Genomic DNA, 14,813 nt, shown 5'->3' with positions numbered 1-14,813 from the left:
GCTAGGAGCCCCCGGCTCCCCGGTGGGCCTGGGTCACCAGGTCCGTGGCGACCTCCAGGACGGCTTTGTTCCGCTCCTCGGGGTCGTCTCCCACGTCCTGGAGCAGGAACATGCCGGCGTGCAGCGTGTAGATCGCGCTGGCGCAGCGGACCTGGTCGACCAGGTCGGCGGCCGGGTCGACGATGATGTCGCGCAGACTGTGGATGCGCGCCTTGAAGGAGTCGCCGATCCGCAGGTCCCGTACCGTCGCCTGGTTCTCGTGCATGAAGCGGAACAGCGGTGCCGCCTGGGCGAGCGTGTCGGCGTACCGGCGGACGATCTCCTGCTTGGTCTCCAGGGTGGGCGGCTGCTGACGGCCCCACTCGACCAGATCCTCGATCGGCTGGGTGAGGTCCTCGAAGATGCTGACGAGGATCTCTTCCTTCGTCTTGAAGTGGTAGTAGAGCGCCGCCTTGGTGACCTCCAGGCGCTCCGCGATCTCGCGCAGGGACGTCTTCTCATAGCCCTGCTCCGCGAAGAGTTCGAGGGCCACGTCCTGGATGCGCCGGCGGGTGTCCCCGCGGCGCCGCTGCCTGGTGCCGTCCATGGTGCCGCCCATCCTCCTACGCCGCCCGCTTTCCATAAAACTTACTTGACGCCCGGCTAGTCCCGCGGCTAGCTTCCGAGTGTAGTCACTAGCCGGTCGGCAAGTAAGTAGCGGTAGCTGGGGGAGTGGAGAAGCGATGGCGGACACGACGGACACACCGGCGGTCGGCGCCGGGGGAAAACAGCCGAAGAGCGTGCGGGTCGTGCTGCTCGCGCTCATGATCGCGATGATGCTCGCGATGCTCGACAACATGATCATCGGTACGGCGATGCCGACGATCGTGGGTGAGCTGGGCGGACTGGAACACCTCTCCTGGGTGGTCACCTCCTACACGCTCGCCACCGCCGCCTCCACCCCGCTGTGGGGCAAGCTCGGCGACATGTACGGCCGCAAGGGCATGTTCATGTCGTCCATCGTCCTGTTCCTGATCGGCTCGGCGCTCAGCGGCATGGCCCAGAACATGGGCGAGCTGATCGGCTTCCGTGCCGTCCAGGGCCTCGGCGCCGGCGGCCTGATGGTCGGCGTCATGGCGATCATCGGCGACCTGATACCGCCCCGGGAGCGAGGCAAGTACCAGGGCATGATGGCCGGCGTCATGGCGCTGGCGATGATCGGCGGCCCGCTGGTCGGTGGCACGATCACCGACAACTGGGGCTGGCGCTGGGCGTTCTACATCAACCTGCCGCTCGGGGCGGTCGCGCTGGTCGCCATCAGCGTCGTGCTGCACCTGCCGAAGAAGCGGGCCGAGGCGCGGATCGACTACCTGGGCGCCGCGCTGCTGACCGTCGGCATCACCGCGATCGTGCTCGTCACCACCTGGGGCGGCACGGAGTACGCCTGGAGCTCCGCACGGATCATGGAGCTGATCGGCATCGGGATCGCCGCGCTCGTCGGGTTCGTGTTCTGGCAGACCAGGGCCGCCGAGCCGGTGCTGCCGCTGCACATCTTCCGCAGCCGCAACTTCACGCTGATGTCGGTCATCGGCTTCATCACCGGCTTCGTGATGTTCGGCGCCACGCTGTTCCTGCCCTTCTACCAGCAGGCCGTGCAGGGTGCCTCCGCGACCAACTCCGGGCTGCTGCTCCTGCCGATGCTCGGCGCCATGCTCGTCACCTCGATGGTCGCCGGGCGCGTGACCACGAACACCGGCAAGTACAAGGTCTTCCCGGTGGTCGGCAGCGTGCTGATGGTCGTCGGTCTCTACCTGCTGTCGACGATGGGCACGGGGACCTCGCGGCTCACGTCCGGTGTCTTCATGGCCGTGGTCGGGTTCGGCATGGGCTGCCTGATGCAGATCACCATGCTGGTCGCGCAGAACAGCGTGGAGATGAAGGACATGGGCGTCGCGTCCTCGTCCACGACCCTCTTCCGCACCCTCGGTTCCTCCTTCGGTGTCGCGATCATGGGCGCGCTGTTCAACCACCGCGTCCAGGACGTCATGGCCGAGCGGGCCGGGGCGCTGGGCTCCAAGGTGACCGAGCAGTCCGCCCAGCTCGACCAGGCCAGCCTGGCCAAGCTGCCGGAGGCGGCCCGTGAGGCCTACCAGCACGCGGTCTCCTCCGGCACGCACTCGGCGTTCCTCCTGGGAGCCGTGGTGGCGGTGGTCGCGCTGGCGGCGGCGGTGTTCGTGAAGGAGGTGCCGCTACGGGGAGCGGGGCCGAAGGCGCCGGACGACGGCCGGACGGACGGCCCGGCGGCACCGGCGCCGGTGGCCGAGGCCGTCTGAAACGAACCGCACAAGGCCCCCGGGGTGTCCGCCCCGGGGGCCTTGCCGTGCCCGCCGCCCGGTTCTCACCAGTCCTCACTGTCAGACCCTCGTGCCACCATCGAGCGCATGGACAAGATGCGGCAGGTGCGGCTTGCCAAGGACGCCATGGACCGGGACTGGGCCGATCCCGAGCTCGACCTGGACACCGTCGCCGCGCACGCCGGGTACTCGCGCTATCACTTCATCCGCGCCTTCAAGGAGGCGTACGGCGAGACCCCCGGCCAGTACCTCACGCACCGCCGCATAGAACGGGCCGAGGACCTGCTGCGCACGGCGAACCTCTCGGTGACGGAGATCTGCCACCTGGTCGGCTTCAGCAGCGTCGGCACGTTCTCGGCCCGCTTCAAGACCTGGACCGGCCTGACCCCCAGCGAGTACCGCACGAAACACGTGGGCCGCGGAGCCGCCCTCATACCCGGCTGCTACGCCATGCTCTGGGCCGGCGGCTTCCGCTCCGCCCCCGGCCCCGGACAGCGGCGGCAGGAGCGCAATTCCGGAGAAGCGGGCTGACACCCCCGCTGCCTACGGTGGCAGGACACGCACGAACCGGTCGCCGAGCAGCAGGAGCACGCCATGATCAAGGGTCTCGCCATCTCGACCGTCTGGGTCCTCGACCAGGACCGGGCCAAGGAGTTCTACACCCAGAAACTGGGCCTGGAGGTCCGTACCGACATGACCATGGGCGAGGGCGGCATGCGCTGGCTCACGGTCGGCTCGCCGAACCAGCCCGACGTGGAGCTGACGCTGATGGTGCCCGGCGGGCCCGCGATGGACCCCGAGTCCGCCGAGATGCTCCGGAAGCTCGTGACGAAGGGCGCGCTCGGCGCGGGCGTGCTGACCACCGACGACATCCACGGCGACTACAAGAAGCTCAAGGACCGCGGCGTGGAGTTCCTCCAGGAGCCGCAGGAGCGCCCGTACGGCACGGAGGCGCTGTTCCGCGACGACTCCGGCAACTGGTTCTCGTTCACGCAGCCCCGCGAGGGCGGACTCGACCTGGACCAGGACTGGACCTGCTGAAGCGGAACGGGGCCTACGCGCCCGAGGCGGGCAGCATCGGATAGCTCCCCGTGTTCGTCGGCGCGTGCTCCGGCAGCCACAGCACCGCCACCGCGCCCTCGGCGGGCACCTCCTCCGGCGCCCCGGGCGTGCGGACGTTGCGGAAGGTCAGCCGCGCGCCCAGCACCCGGGCCTGCCCGGCCGCGATGGTCAGGCCGAGGCCGTGGCCGTGCCCGGCCCGGTCTTTGCTGCCGGTGCGGAAGCGGCTCGGCCCCTCGGCGAGCAGGTCCTCGGGGAAGCCGGGGCCGTGGTCGCGCACGCGGATGACCCGGCCCTCGACGGTGACCTCGATGGGCGGCTTGCCGTGCCGGGCCGCGTTGGCGAGCAGGTTGAACAACACCCGCTCCAGGCGCCTGGGGTCGGTGGTGACCTCCGACTCGTGCACGATCCGCACCTCGACGTCCGGGTCCTTCGCCGCCACCCGCCGGGCGACGAACTCGCCCAGCATGATGTCCTGGAGCTCCGCCCGCTCCGAGGCCCCGTCCAGCCGGGCCACCTCCAGCACGTCCTCCACGAGCGTGCGCATGGCCTTGGCCCGGTCCAGCACCAGCTCGGTCGGGCGCCCCGGCGGCAGCAGCTCGGCTGCGGTCAGCAGCCCGGTCACCGGCGTGCGCAGCTCGTGCGCGATGTCGGCCGTGACCCGCCGCTCGGCCTCGATCCGCTGCCGCAGCGCGTCCGCCATGGCGTCCACCGCGCTCGCCAGGTCGTCGGTCTCGTCCCGGACGACCCCGCCCATGGCGTCCCGCACGCGGACGTCCGTCTCGCCGCCCGCGAGCTGGTTGGCCGCGATGGCCGCCTTGCGCAGCCGCCGCGACAGATGCCCGCCGATGAGCACGCCGAGCGCGCTGCCGCCGAGGACGACCGCGATGGAGCCGATCACCAGGGCCTGGTCGAGGTCCTTCAGAATGTCCGAGCTGCGGTCGGTGAAGCCCGAGTGCAGGGACATCACGCGCCCGTTCTTCAGCGGCACCGCGGCCCATATGTCCGGCGCGCCCCCCGGCCGGTCGGCCACGTACGTCGCCCGCCGGCCCGCCTCGACCCGCTCCCGCAGCGCCTGCGGCAGGTCCGGGTCGTCGATCTTGGTGTTGGGGAAGTTCATCCGCCCCGACAGCTCGAAGTTGCGCTGGGCGATGAGGATGCGCTCGTCGGCGAGATCGCGCGCGTTGTCCAGCATCGACACCCGCGCGGCGTTGTGCACGACCAGGCTCAGGGCGACCGCCACCAGCGCGCCGACCAGTGCGATGGCCGCGCTCAGCTTCCACCTGAGGCCCGTGCGGATCCCCGCCCGTTCCACGCCCGCGGCGACCAGGCGCCGGAAGTTCCCCCTCATACCCCTGCTCAGGCCTTCAACTTGTAGCCGAAGCCGCGGACCGTCTCGATGCGGTCCTGGCCGATCTTCTGCCGCAGCCGCTGCACGTGCACGTCGACGACCCGGGTGTCCCCGCCCCAGCCGTAGTCCCACACCCGCTCCAGCAGCTTGTCCCGGGAGAGCACCGTGCCCGGCGCCGAGGAGAACTCCAGCAGCAGCCGCATCTCGGTCGGGGTCAGCGCCACCGGCTGCCCGGCCCGGCGGACCTCCATGCCCTCGGTGTCGACCTCCAGGTCCCCGAAGGTCAGCACCCCGCCGCTCTCCGGTCCGGCCCGCTCCTCGCCCCGGCCGCCGCCCGCGTGCCCGAAGCGGCGCAGCACCGCGCGGATCCGGGCGACCAGGACGGCCCCGTCGAAGGGCTTGGTCACGTAGTCGTCGGCGCCCGCCTCCAGGCCCAGCACCACGTCGATGGAGTCGGCCCGCGCCGACAGCATGATCACCGGCACGGTCGACTCGTCCCGGATCCGACGGCACAGGCTGACCCCGTCGAGGCCGGGGACCATGACGTCCAGCAGCGCGATGTCGGGGCGGTCCGTCCGGAACGCCTCCAGGCCCGACAGGCCGTCGGGCATGGCGGTGACCGCGAAGCCGTCCCGTTCCAGGGCGAGCTGCGTGGCCTCGCGGATGACGTCGTCGTCCTCGACGAACAGGACGTGGGTCTGGTCTGCCATCCCGGTGCTCTCAGTTCTCGTGTGATCCGTGTGCTGCGTTCTTCCTGGGGGACGCACGGTCCGTGTGCTGCGTTCACCGGGGAATCGGTCCGAGCGGCCCGATCGGTTCACGCGGTCCGGCCCGCGTCAGCTCGTGGGCACCGGCGACGCGCTGTCGCCGACGACCTTCCCGTAGTCGTTGTGCGTGCGGTACTTCTCGGTGAACCGGCCCGAGGACCAGCGGTACGTGATCACGTTCTCGCCGGAGGGACTCGACACCGGGTCGCCCTTCTCGTACACCTGCTTGGTCACCACCAGGTCGCCGCGGTCGATCTCCGCGTAGACCGGAGACTCCTCGGCCTTGAACACATTCTTGTACGAGCCGTCCTGCTCGCGATACACGTAACTGCCGACACCCACCGCGTCACCGCAGGTCAGCACGTTGACGACGACGTCGTCGGCCGATCCTCCGGTCAGGTTGCCGTAGGAGACGTCGACGGGGTACGCGTCGGCGACGCACGGCTTCAGCTCGCGCTTGACCGCGGGTGCGACCTCGGGGTCGTCCTTGACCAGCTTGACCGCGTTCACGGTGTCGGGCGTCTTCGACGGCGCGGCGGACGGTGTGGCGGCGGAGCCCACCACCGAGTCCGCGTGCGCCGGGCCCTCGTCCCGGGCGCCGGTGCCGCCGGCGGCACACGAGGACGCGAAAAGGGCGAGGGCGGCGAACACGGCCAGTGCCGTGATCACCGCCTGGATGCTGCCCGGGGTCCGCGCAGAACCCTCGCCGGTCAGGCCGCGCACCGCTCCCGCTCCTCACGCTCCAGCGCGCGTGCGTCGAGGTCGCGGGACTCCAGCTCCTCGCGGAGCCGGGCGAGCGCCCGGTGCAGCGTGCTCTTGACCGTTCCGGCCGACATGCCGAGGGCGGCGGCCGTCTCCTCCGTGGACATCTGCTCCCAGTGTCGCAGCACCACGACACTGCGCTGCTTCGGGGCGAGCACCTTCAGGATGTCTATCAGCAGGGCGCGGTCCGCGTGCTGCTCGGTGGAGTCGTCGACCGAGGCGTCCGGGAGCTGCTCGGTCGGGACCTCCTCCAGCTTGCGGGCCCGCCACCACTCCGTCCGGGTGTTGATCATCACGCGGCGCAGATAGGCGTCGGCCAGCCGCTTGTCCTCGATGGTCTCCCAGCGGCCGTACGTCCGGACCAGCGCCGTCTGGAGCAGGTCCTGCGCATCCGTCGGGTCCGGGACCAGGCGGCGGGCACTGCGCAACAGCGCGTCCTGCCGGGTGCGCACGTACTCCTCGAACTCGAGCACCTCGCCCTGCGCCATGTGCAACCGCCTCCATCCCCGTATACCGGCGCGTCCTGCTGCCGGGTTCCGCTGTCCGTGATGACGGAGATGAAGCTACGGAGGCGTTGTCACGGCGCTGTCCGAAGCAGCCTGCGGCCAGCGCTCGGCTGTCCGTCGGTTGTGTAACAGCTGTCGGACGCGGGTAAAGGGCGGGGCTGGTTGGCGTGGTTACGGGGTGATTTGCGTGCCGTCACGCGGCAACGGAAGCCTTGTCACGGCAACGGCAACGGCAACGGCAACGGCAACGGCAACGGCAACGGCAACGGCAACGGCAACAGAAGCCATGTCACGTGGCGACGGCAGCCGTGTCACGTCAACGGCAGCCGGTACAGCCCGCCCGCCAGCGGCTCCACCAGACCGTCGGCGACGAGGCCGTCCAGGGCACGCGCGCGCTGCACCGGCTCGTGCCACACCCGGTCCAGGGCCGCCTGCGGCACCGGGCCGTGCGCCTCCCGCAGCACGGCGAGCAGCCGTCCGCGCACCTGCCGGTCGGTGCCCGCGTACGTCTGGCCGCGGCGCGGCGGCCCGTCGTGCTCCGGCTTGCCCGCCAGCCGCCACGCGCACTGCGCCGCGATCGGGCAGCGGTGGCACGACTCGCTCTTCGCCGTGCACACCAGCGCGCCCAGCTCCATGGAGGCGGCGGCCCAGCGGGCGGCGGTCGGCTCGTCCTCGGGCAGCAGCGCGCGGGCCAGCTTGCGCTCGGCGGCGGTGGTGGCGTTCGGCGGGTACTGCACGCCGGTGACCGCGCGGGCGAAGACCCGGCGCACGTTGGTGTCCAGCACCGGATGCCGCTGCCCGTAGGCGAAGGAGGCGACGGCGGCGGCCGTGTACTCGCCGATGCCGGGCAGCGCCAGCAGCTGGGCGTGGTCGGCCGGTACGTCACCGCCGTGCCGCTCCGTTATGGCGACGGCGGCGCCGTGCAGCCGGAGCGCGCGGCGCGGGTAGCCGAGCCGGCCCCAGGCCCGGACGGCCTCGCCGGGCGCCTCCTTGGCCAGGTCGGCGGGGCGCGGCCAGCGGGCCAGCCACTGCTCGTAGACGGGCAGGACGCGGTTCACCGGGGTCTGCTGGAGCATGAACTCACTGACCATCACCCCCCAGGCCCCGGCTTCGGGACGCCGCCACGGCAGGTCGCGGGCGTTCTCGTCGAACCAGTCGATGACGGGGGAGTGCAGGTTCTCCCCGAGGGGCGGGCCGGAGGCGGTGTCGGCGGGGGCGGTGCGCGAGGGCTTCGTGGGAGCATTCATGGCCCCTCGATGGTGCCACGCAGAGCCGTCGATCCGGGCACACCGCCACCCCCATGGGGACGCCGGGTACCTGACGATCGACAGCAGTGCCGCCCTGCCCGGCGCTTGTAGCGTCACACGCATGGAACGTCCTCGCCCGGCCTCGAGCGCCCGAGGCGCCCTGCTCTGGGCCGCCCTCTCCCTCCCGGCGCTCACGGCGGACCGGATCGGGCTGAACGAACCGCGTTCGACCTGGCAGCAGGCGGCCGGTGTGGCGGTGCTGGCCGTGGCGGCCGGCCTGTCCCGGCGGCTTCCCCTGGCCGCCTTCGCGCTGGCGGCCACCCTGAGCCTGGCCGCCACCCCGGCCCTGTTCACCGTCTCCTACGGCCCGGCCCTCGGCCTGTTCGCGCTACTGCTCGGGCTGCGGGCGGGCCGGGCGCGTCCCGCCGTGCTGTGTTTCGCGGCCGTCGGCTGCGCGGGCACCGCGCGGATCGTGCTCGTCGGGGTCGATCCGGCCCCCGAGTGGCTGGTCATGACGGGCACGCTGCTGTTCGGCTGCGTCTTCCCCTGGCTCGGCGGGCGCTACTGGCGGCAGAGCCGCGAGCTGGCCGAGGAGGGCTGGCTGCGGGCCGCCCGGCTGGAGGACGAGCAGCGCCTCGCGGAGGAACGCGCCCGGCTGCGCGAACGGGCCAGGATCGCCCAGGACATGCACGACTCCCTCGGCCACGAGCTGAGCCTCATCGCCCTGCGCGCGGGCGCCCTCCAGGTCGCCCCCGGGCTCGGCGACGAGCACCGGGCCGCCGCGGCCGACCTGCGCGCGGCGGCCGCCGACGCCACGGACCGGCTGCACCGCATCATCGGCGTCCTGCGCGAGGACGACGACGAGCCGGTGCCGCTGGCCCCGGCGGGCGAGACCCTGGAGCAACTCGTCGCCCGGGCCGCGGAGTCGGGGCTCCCCGTGCGCTGGGAGCCCGCCGGGCAGGGCCCGGCCGCGGAGCCGGGCGGGGTCGCCGAGCGGCTGCTGCACCGCGTGGTCCGCGAGGCACTGACCAACGCGGCCCGGCACGCACCGGGCGCCCCCGTGGTGGTGGCGGTGACGGGGCGGGCCACGGGAGGAACGGCCGTCACCATCACCAACGGCCGGGCCACCCAGGACGGTCCCCGGCCCTCCGGAGGCGGGACGGGCCTGCTCGGGCTGCGGGCCGCCGTCACCGCCGTCGGCGGCACGTTCGAGGCCGGACCGCACGAGGACGGGTTCCGGGTATCGGCGTACGTCCCCGACGCCCCCGCGCGGCAGCCCACCGTCAGGTCCCCGGGCCCCGCCCCCTTCCGGCACGCCCGCCGCCGGGTCGCCGCCGGCCTCGGCACCGCGGCCGGCGTGGGCGCCGTCCTGGTCGGCGTGACCTTCGGCTGGTACGCGTACGCGGAGAAACACTCGGTGCTCGAACCCGCCGCGTACGCGAAACTGCGCCTGGGCACCCCGGCGGCCGAGGCCGAGCGCGTGCTGCCCGAGCGCGACGTGAACGACCCGCCCGACGAACGGGCCCCCGCCCCACCCGAGGGAGCCGACTGCCGCTACTACCGCGCGAGCGGCGAACTCTTCGTCTCCGTCGACCACTTCAGACTGTGCTTCGAGGCCGGGCGGCTGGTCGCCAAGGACGTGGTCCCGCGTATCGGTCTGCCCGGCGAAGGCCGCGAAGAATACGAGGAGTTCTCCCAGTGATCCGTGTGCTCCTGGCCGACGACGAGGCCATGGTCCGTGCCGGGGTGCGCGCCATCCTGGGCAGCAGCGGCGAGACGGAGGTCGTCGCCGAGGCGGGCGACGGGCGCGAGGCGGTCGAGCTGGCCCGCGCCCACCGCCCGGACGTGGCGCTGCTCGACATCCGCATGCCGCGCCTGGACGGCCTCACGGCGGCGGAGGAGATCGTACGGACCGTGCCCGGCACGGCCGTCGCGATGCTCACCACCTTCTCCGAGGGCGCCTATGTGACCCGCGCCCTCGGCGGCGGCGCCACCGGGTTCCTGCTGAAGTCCGGGGACCCGTACGAACTCATCGCGGGCGTACGGGCGGTGGCCGCCGGCGCCGCGTTCCTCTCGCCCAAGGTGGCCCGGTACGTCATCGACGAGGGCCTCGGCGGCGGCCGGCTCACCCGTGAGGCACAGGCACGCGCGCGCGTGGCCGCCCTGAGCCCCCGCGAACGCGAGGTGCTCGGCCTGGTCGGCGCCGGCCTGTCCAACCCGGAGATCGCCGCCCGGCTGCACCTCGTCGAGGGCACGGTAAAGGCGTATGTGAGCGCGGTCCTGGACCGGCTGGGCGTACGCAACCGCGTGCAGGCGGCGATCGTGGCGTACGAGGCCGGGCTGGTGGAGCCGTAGCGGCCGCCGGCCCGCTCAGCGGTCCCCGGACATCTCGTACGACCGTATGCCTGCCGGGCGGCCCGGCCCCGTCACCCACCGCACCACCGGCGCCGACGAGCCGCGCATCGTCCCGGTCAGCCGCGTCATCGGTCCTGTCCCCAGCCGTACGGCGAGCAGCGCGACGACCGTGCCCAACGCCAGCCCCGCGACGACGTCGTGCGGATAGTGCACGCCGACGTAGACCCGGGAGAAGGCCATGAGCAGGGCGAGCGGGGCCGTCAGCCACAGGAGCGTGCGCCGGACCAGGGCCAGGGCGACCGTCGCGGCGCCCGCGATCGTGGCGTGGTTGGACGGGAAGGACCAGTCGCCGTGCGGCGGGCACGCGGCCAGGGACGCGGCCGCACCGGCGACCGCCCGGCACGGACGCTCCTCCGCGACCGCGGACTTGAGCATCTCGCTGCACACGTACGCCACGGCCGTGGCCAGAGGTGCAAGGGCCGCGATCGCGAACGCGTGGGTGTTGTCCCGGCGGGCCCGCCACCAGGCGGCGGCGAACAGGCCGACGAAGACGAGCAGTCCGGCTTCCGTCCATAGCTCGGCCCCGTGCTGTACCCACATCGGGGAGTCATGGGCGAAGTCGGTGATGTCGCGGTAGAGCGCGGTGTCATCGAAGGTCATGGTCACGGACGGTAGGCGGCAGCCCTGTTCCGTCACAGCCAGCGATCGTCGCGTCCCGTACCTGACGAAAGACAGGGGTGGGGCGGTTGTTTCCGGGATGATGATCCGGAAAAGTTGTGGCCCTGAGCGGCGGGTGGGACAGGCGAACGCGCCGATCTCTCGTAAGGTTTGCGCCGTGGGATCTCTGCGCAATCCGGTCGGGCCGCTTCCCTCCTCCATCTACTGGCGTCGGAGGGTCGTACTGGTGTCCGTGGTCGCCCTGTTGGCGCTGCTGATCACCTGGATCGTGACCATGGGCGGCGGGGGCGGCAAGGACCGCGACAACGGCGCCAACGGCAAGAATCCCGCGCCCTCCATCACACCCGGCCCGTCGAGCTCGGGCCCGGCCATCAGCCAAGCGCCCGGCGGGCGCGACGAGTCGGGCGGCGGGGGCTCCGGCGGCTCGTCGTCCGGATCCGGGGACGGGTCCGGTGACGGCTCGGGCGACGGATCCGGGGACGGCACGGGCTCCGGCGACGGGTCGGGCTCCGCGGGCTCCGGCGGCTCGGGAGGCACCGGTGGCTCCGGGGGCGGCGTCACGGCGGGCGGCGTCGGCATCGGCGACACCCTGCCGGCCGGCTCCACGCTGCCCAACTGCACCGCGAGCGTGGTCAAGTTCAGCCTGCGCAGCCGGCACAACACCTACGACCCCGAGCAGACGCCCACGTTCCTGCTGACCGCGCGGAACATCTCCGGCAGCGACTGCAAGATCGATCTCGGGCCGAAGAACGCGGTGTTCACGGTCGCCCCGGCGAGCAGCGACGACGCGTACTGGTCCTCCGCGGACTGTCCCAAGGCCGCCGCCCACCAGCTCTACCGGGTCCCCGCCGGCAGCGGCATCACCTACACCGTGAAGTGGGACCGCAAGCCCAGCGCCCCCGAGTGCGCCACACCTCCGGCGGGCTCGGCCGGGACGGGCACGTACCTGGTGGAAGCCAAGGCTCCGGGCTTTGCGAAGGTGCAGACGTCGTTCGTGCTGTCGGCGGACTAGGGGCCCGGCGCCCCCCTACAGACACCCGAGGGCGGTACCCGGCAAGGGGTACCGCCCTCAGTCGTTCCAGCTCTTGCGACTCGGGCCCTAGACGTACCGCTCCAGAATCGACGACTCCGCCAGCCGCGACAGCCCCTCGCGCACGCTGCGCGCCCGGGCCTCGCCCACGCCGTCCACCGTCTGGAGGTCGTCGACGCTCGCGGCGAGCAGCTTCTGCAGCCCGCCGAAGTGCTCCACGAGGCGGTCGATGATCGCGCCGGGCAGGCGGGGCACCTTGGCGAGGAGGCGGAAGCCGCGCGGGGACACCGCCGAGTCCAGCGTCTCGGGCGAGCCCGTGTAGCCCAACGCGCGGGCCACCGTGGGCAGTTCGAGCAGCTCGGCGTGGGTGAGGGCGTCGAGCTCGGCCAGGGCCTCGTCGACCGTGCGGGAGCGCTTGGCCGTGGGCTCGGGGACGTAGTCCCGCACGACCAGCTCGCGCTCGGGCTCCACGCCGGCGATCAGCTCATCGAGCTGGAGGGCCAGCAGCCGGCCGTCCGTGCCCAGCTCCACCACGTACTCGGCGATCTCCGTGGCGATGCGGCGCACCATCTCCAGGCGCTGGGCGACCGCCGAGACGTCCCGGACGGTGACCAGGTCCTCGATCTCCAGCGCCGACAGCGTGCCCGCGACCTCGTCGAGGCGGAGCTTGTAGCGCTCCAGGGTCGCGAGGGCCTGGTTGGCGCGGGACAGGATCGCCGCCGAGTCCTCCAGCACGCGGCGCTGGCCGTCGACGTACAGGGCGATCAGCCGCATCGACTGGGAGACGGAGACGACCGGGAAGCCGACCTGCCTGCTGACGCGGTCCGCGGTGCGGTGCCGGGTGCCCGTCTCCTCCGTGGGGATCGTCGGGTCCGGGACCAGCTGCACGCCCGCGCGCAGGATCTTCGACAAATCCGAGGACAGCACGATGCCGCCGTCCAGCTTGCACAGCTCGCGCAGACGGGTCGCGGTGAACTCGACGTCCAGCACGAAACCGCCCGTGCACAGCGCCTCGACCGTCTTGTCGGAGCCGAGCACGATGAGCCCGCCGGTGTTGCCGCGGAGCACGCGCTCCAGGCCGTCGCGGAGGGCGGTTCCGGGTGCCACGGCGCTCAGAGAGGCGCGCATCAGGCCATCGGTACCGGCACTCCCACCGGACTTTCCGGGAGCTGATGCCCGGTCGTTGGCTGCCACTGCACTCCTCCGGTCGCAGGTTCTGGGCGCCCCCGTGTCGCGCGCTCGGTTCGCACGGACGGGCGAGACCAGGGCAAAGTCTACCGGCGACCCTCCTCGTCCCGTGGGGCCTCTCTGCGACGGGAGCGGGGAAGGACCCGCAGGGCGTCCCCTATGTCCGCGACTTCCAGGACCTTCATGCCCGGGGGGACCTTGCCCGGGTCGCCCGGTACGAGGGCGTGCGTGAAGCCCAGGCGGTGGGCTTCGGCCAGCCTGCGCTGCACGCCCGTGACGCGTCTCACCTCGCCCGCGAGGCCCACTTCGCCGATCGCGACGAGGTTCTTGGGGAGAGGTGTGTCACTCGCCGCGCTCGCCAGGGCGAGGGCCACGGCCAGGTCCGCGGCCGGCTCCGAGAGCTTCACCCCGCCGACCGTCGCGGAGTAGATGTCCCTCTTGCCCAAGGCGCTGATCCGCCCGCGCTGTTCCAGCACCGCCAGCATCATCGAGACGCGGGAGGTCTCCAGGCCCGAGGTGGTGCGGCGAGGGGAGGGGATCTGCGAGTCGACCGTGAGCGCCTGGACCTCGGCGACCAGGGGGCGGCGGCCCTCCAGGGTGACGGTCAGGCAGGTGCCCGGGACCGGTTCGGCCCGACGTGTCAGGAAAAGTCCGCTGGGGTCCGCGAGGCCCGTGATGCCCTCGTCGTGCAGCTCGAAGCAGCCGACCTCGTCCGTGGTGCCGTAGCGGTTCTTGACGCCTCGTACGAGCCGGAGGCGGGCGTGCCGGTCGCCCTCGAAGTGCAGGACGACGTCCACCAGGTGCTCCAGCAGGCGTGGGCCCGCGATCGCGCCGTCCTTCGTGACATGGCCCACAAGCAGCGTGGACATGCCGCGCTCCTTGGAGGCCCGGATCAGCGCCCCGGCCACCTCGCGCACCTGGGCCATGCCGCCGGGCGCGCCGTCGATCTCGGGGGAGGCGACCGTCTGCACCGAGTCCAGGACCAGCAGCGAGGGCTTCACCGCGTCCAAGTGGCCCAGCACCGCCGCCAGGTCCGTCTCGGCCGCCAGGTACAGGTGGTCGTCGATGGCCTTGATGCGGTCGGCGCGCAGCCGGACCTGGCTCGCCGACTCCTCGCCCGTGACGTACAGGGTGCGGTGCTCGTCGCTCGCCGACTTGGCCGCCACGTCGAGCAGGAGCGTCGACTTGCCGACGCCCGGTTCGCCCGCGACCAGCACCACCGCGCCGGGGACCAGCCCGCCGCCGAGCACGCGGTCCAGCTCGGGCACGCCGGTGGTGCGGGCGGTGGCCTGGCGGCCGTCCACCTGGCCGATGGGCAGGGCGGAGGTGGTGACCCGCCCCGGCGTCGTCGTACGGACCGCGGGCGTGCCGTACTCCTCGACCGTCCCCCAGGCCTGGCACTCGGGGCAGCGGCCGAGCCACTTCGCCGTCTGCCAGCCGCACTCCGTGCAGCGGTAGGACGGGCGGTCCTTGGTGGTCTTCGTACGGGCAGCCATGGACGAAACCGTAGCCGCCGGCACTGACAACGCGGGGACCG

The 14,813-nt window shown here is 72.4% G+C and carries 15 protein-coding genes; 6 read left to right on the top strand and 9 right to left on the bottom strand.

The genetic code is table 11. The annotated features are described in order from the left end of the window. Position 1: 1 nt before the first annotated feature. Positions 2-598: a TetR/AcrR family transcriptional regulator gene (locus tag IE255_RS23170; RefSeq protein WP_190052301.1), complete on the bottom strand. Its 597-nt coding sequence runs from the start codon at positions 596-598 to the stop codon at positions 2-4. 124 nt (positions 599-722) lie between these two features. Between IE255_RS23170 and IE255_RS23165 the strand changes: the two genes are divergently transcribed. The 3 genes from IE255_RS23165 (at position 723) to IE255_RS23155 (ending at position 3,374) form a co-directional block, all read left to right on the top strand. Beyond that, a complete protein-coding gene (locus tag IE255_RS23165) occupies positions 723-2,312 on the top strand; it encodes an MDR family MFS transporter (RefSeq protein WP_190052300.1) in 1,590 nt (529 codons plus the stop codon). Positions 2,313-2,429: 117 nt separating this feature from the next. Next, a complete protein-coding gene (locus IE255_RS23160; RefSeq protein WP_190052600.1) occupies positions 2,430-2,864 on the top strand; it encodes a helix-turn-helix transcriptional regulator in 435 nt (144 codons plus the stop codon). A 63-nt stretch (positions 2,865-2,927) separates the two neighbouring features. Beyond that, positions 2,928-3,374 (top strand): VOC family protein, encoded by a 447-nt coding sequence (locus IE255_RS23155; protein WP_190052299.1) that lies wholly within the window; start codon positions 2,928-2,930, stop codon positions 3,372-3,374. A gap of 13 nt (positions 3,375-3,387) precedes the next feature. Here the strand turns inward: IE255_RS23155 and cseC are convergent, their stop codons facing one another. The 5 genes from cseC to IE255_RS23130 form a co-directional block, all read right to left on the bottom strand. After that, the gene (gene cseC / locus IE255_RS23150; protein ID WP_190052298.1) at positions 3,388-4,743 is read right to left on the bottom strand and encodes a two-component system sensor histidine kinase CseC; all 1,356 of its coding nucleotides are present in this window, start codon (positions 4,741-4,743) and stop codon (positions 3,388-3,390) included. A gap of 8 nt (positions 4,744-4,751) precedes the next feature. Then, entirely contained in the window at positions 4,752-5,453 is a 702-nt protein-coding gene (gene cseB / locus IE255_RS23145) for a two-component system response regulator CseB (RefSeq protein ID WP_190052297.1), read from the bottom strand. Positions 5,454-5,579: 126 nt separating this feature from the next. Beyond that, entirely contained in the window at positions 5,580-6,233 is a 654-nt protein-coding gene (locus tag IE255_RS23140; RefSeq protein WP_190052296.1) for a hypothetical protein, read from the bottom strand. Further along, on the bottom strand, positions 6,221-6,760 hold the full coding sequence (locus IE255_RS23135; RefSeq protein WP_190052295.1) for a SigE family RNA polymerase sigma factor: 540 nt from the start codon (positions 6,758-6,760) through the stop codon (positions 6,221-6,223). The genes IE255_RS23140 and IE255_RS23135 overlap by 13 nt, the downstream gene beginning before the upstream one ends. A gap of 329 nt (positions 6,761-7,089) precedes the next feature. Beyond that, positions 7,090-8,025 (bottom strand): HhH-GPD family protein, encoded by a 936-nt coding sequence (locus tag IE255_RS23130; protein ID WP_190052294.1) that lies wholly within the window; start codon positions 8,023-8,025, stop codon positions 7,090-7,092. A 121-nt stretch (positions 8,026-8,146) separates the two neighbouring features. Between IE255_RS23130 and IE255_RS23125 the strand changes: the two genes are divergently transcribed. Both IE255_RS23125 and IE255_RS23120 read left to right on the top strand, forming a co-directional pair. Further along, positions 8,147-9,727, top strand: coding sequence for a sensor histidine kinase (locus tag IE255_RS23125; RefSeq protein ID WP_190052293.1), 1,581 nt, complete (start codon positions 8,147-8,149; stop codon positions 9,725-9,727). Continuing rightward, complete coding sequence (locus IE255_RS23120; protein ID WP_190052292.1) at positions 9,724-10,380, top strand: response regulator transcription factor; 657 nt, start codon at positions 9,724-9,726, stop codon at positions 10,378-10,380. Before IE255_RS23125 ends, IE255_RS23120 begins: the two co-directional genes overlap by 4 nt. Before the next feature lie 15 nt (positions 10,381-10,395). Here IE255_RS23120 and IE255_RS23115 read toward each other — a convergent pair whose 3' ends face one another. Continuing rightward, the gene (locus tag IE255_RS23115; RefSeq protein ID WP_190052291.1) at positions 10,396-11,040 is read right to left on the bottom strand and encodes a phosphatase PAP2 family protein; all 645 of its coding nucleotides are present in this window, start codon (positions 11,038-11,040) and stop codon (positions 10,396-10,398) included. 175 nt (positions 11,041-11,215) lie between these two features. On the opposite strand from IE255_RS23115, the gene IE255_RS23110 reads away from it, so the two are divergent. Then, positions 11,216-12,070, top strand: coding sequence for a hypothetical protein (locus IE255_RS23110; RefSeq protein ID WP_190052290.1), 855 nt, complete (start codon positions 11,216-11,218; stop codon positions 12,068-12,070). An 87-nt stretch (positions 12,071-12,157) separates the two neighbouring features. Here IE255_RS23110 and disA read toward each other — a convergent pair whose 3' ends face one another. Beyond that, a complete protein-coding gene (gene disA / locus IE255_RS23105; protein WP_190052289.1) occupies positions 12,158-13,282 on the bottom strand; it encodes a DNA integrity scanning diadenylate cyclase DisA in 1,125 nt (374 codons plus the stop codon). Positions 13,283-13,362: 80 nt separating this feature from the next. Next, a complete protein-coding gene (gene radA, locus IE255_RS23100; protein WP_190052288.1) occupies positions 13,363-14,772 on the bottom strand; it encodes a DNA repair protein RadA in 1,410 nt (469 codons plus the stop codon). Positions 14,773-14,813 lie beyond the last annotated feature (41 nt).

Origin of the sequence: Streptomyces lomondensis (assembly GCF_014651035.1) — a bacterium.
GTDB classification, from domain to species: domain Bacteria; phylum Actinomycetota; class Actinomycetes; order Streptomycetales; family Streptomycetaceae; genus Streptomyces; species Streptomyces lomondensis.
The sequence above is the reverse complement of the archived record's forward strand: the minus strand, read 5'-3'. Positions and strand labels throughout refer to the sequence as shown.

Coding starts and splice junctions, on each gene's coding strand:
- IE255_RS23115 (WP_190052291.1), bottom strand. CDS start 11,040: ATGACCTTCGATGACACCGCGCTCTACCGCGACATCACCGACTTCGCC.
- radA (WP_190052288.1), bottom strand. CDS start 14,772: ATGGCTGCCCGTACGAAGACCACCAAGGACCGCCCGTCCTACCGCTGC.
- IE255_RS23125 (WP_190052293.1), top strand. CDS start 8,147: ATGGAACGTCCTCGCCCGGCCTCGAGCGCCCGAGGCGCCCTGCTCTGG.
- IE255_RS23130 (WP_190052294.1), bottom strand. CDS start 8,025: ATGAATGCTCCCACGAAGCCCTCGCGCACCGCCCCCGCCGACACCGCC.
- IE255_RS23160 (WP_190052600.1), top strand. CDS start 2,430: ATGCGGCAGGTGCGGCTTGCCAAGGACGCCATGGACCGGGACTGGGCC.
- IE255_RS23155 (WP_190052299.1), top strand. CDS start 2,928: ATGATCAAGGGTCTCGCCATCTCGACCGTCTGGGTCCTCGACCAGGAC.
- IE255_RS23135 (WP_190052295.1), bottom strand. CDS start 6,760: ATGGCGCAGGGCGAGGTGCTCGAGTTCGAGGAGTACGTGCGCACCCGG.
- cseC (WP_190052298.1), bottom strand. CDS start 4,743: ATGAGGGGGAACTTCCGGCGCCTGGTCGCCGCGGGCGTGGAACGGGCG.
- IE255_RS23170 (WP_190052301.1), bottom strand. CDS start 598: ATGGGCGGCACCATGGACGGCACCAGGCAGCGGCGCCGCGGGGACACC.
- IE255_RS23165 (WP_190052300.1), top strand. CDS start 723: ATGGCGGACACGACGGACACACCGGCGGTCGGCGCCGGGGGAAAACAG.
- cseB (WP_190052297.1), bottom strand. CDS start 5,453: ATGGCAGACCAGACCCACGTCCTGTTCGTCGAGGACGACGACGTCATC.